Source organism: Mesorhizobium sp. M7A.F.Ca.MR.148.00.0.0 (assembly GCF_003997735.1).
In the GTDB taxonomy this organism is placed as follows: domain Bacteria; phylum Pseudomonadota; class Alphaproteobacteria; order Rhizobiales; family Rhizobiaceae; genus Mesorhizobium.
The window spans coordinates 1-1,086 of record NZ_RZTB01000292.1 but is presented as its reverse complement, the minus strand read 5'-3'; the positions used below and the strand labels follow the sequence as shown (position 1 = coordinate 1,086).

Annotated in this window: 1 protein-coding gene; it reads right to left on the bottom strand. The window is 58.1% G+C overall.

The annotated features are described in order from the left end of the window. On the bottom strand, positions 1-412 hold a 412-nt coding region (locus EOB49_RS34025; protein ID WP_164781936.1), incomplete at its 3' end, for a response regulator. Between the last annotated feature and the right edge of the window lie 674 nt (positions 413-1,086).

Sequence of the window (1,086 nt, the reverse complement as noted above, 5' to 3'; positions counted from 1 at the left end):
CGGCTGCCTGTATGGAAAGCGTCCCAACCGAAAATTGCGGCTCCGGAAAATGCCCTTGGCGACGTGCCACTGCACGGATGCGTGCCGAGAGTTCCCCCAGATCGAACGGCTTGACCAAATAGTCGTCGGCGCCAGCGTTGAGCCCCTCGATGCGGTGCGAAATCCGATCGCGGGCTGTCAGAATGATGACCGGCGTTGTATCAAGCCCCTTGATCAGCTCCCGCAGATAGTCGATGCCATTGCCGTCCGGCAGGTGAACGTCGAGCAAAATAACGTCGTAGCCGGCCACAGCTGCATGACCGCGCGCTCCGGACAGGCCCTCGGCCCAGTCGACCGCGTGGCCACCAGCCACCAAATGATCGTGCACAGCACTTCTAAGGTCGTCGTCGTCTTCAATGAGCAGTATTCGCATCAGGCTGCCGAGCTCCGGTATGAGGGCAAGGCTCCTGCCTTATTGATCGAAGCTGACAGTAGGCTGAACCGGCGCCAGCGAATATCTGGGGGCTTTCAGGCTGCTGTCAGCTACAATTGCAAGAAAGGGGTCGTTAACAAAGCCAAACGAAGAGGCCTTATGAAACCCCTCCTGATCTCGGCACTTTTGCTCAATGTGACCACCGGCGGCTGTACACTGGTTGGCGGGCAATTCGACGTGGCGGTCAACGAATGGCAGCCGCGCCACGCGTCAATGTCCAGGCTTGAAACTGACAGGTGTCTTAAATACGAGGGCACCGTAGCGGGTGCCTCCAGTTATCGAACAGTGCCTAGCAGGTCAGAAGTGCACTTTGACCATAGGGGTCGTCCGTATTTTCGGCGCTCGCGAACAGAGTCGACGGTCAATCGATGCGCCACTGCCAGAGTCTGGAACGGTCAAGTGTTTGTTATCCCCCGTCCGGGCCATATTCTCTGCCGAGGACCAAGAAGGCCCTATTTTCGGTGCCCACGAACAGAGCCAACGGTCAATCGATGCGCCACTGCCAGGGTCTGGAACGGTCAAGTGTTTGTGATCCCCTGTCCCGGCCGTGTTCTCTGCCGAACTCGCCCTTGTAGTCGGCACACCAAAGATCGTTAGGGCGACAGCCGTTTGAA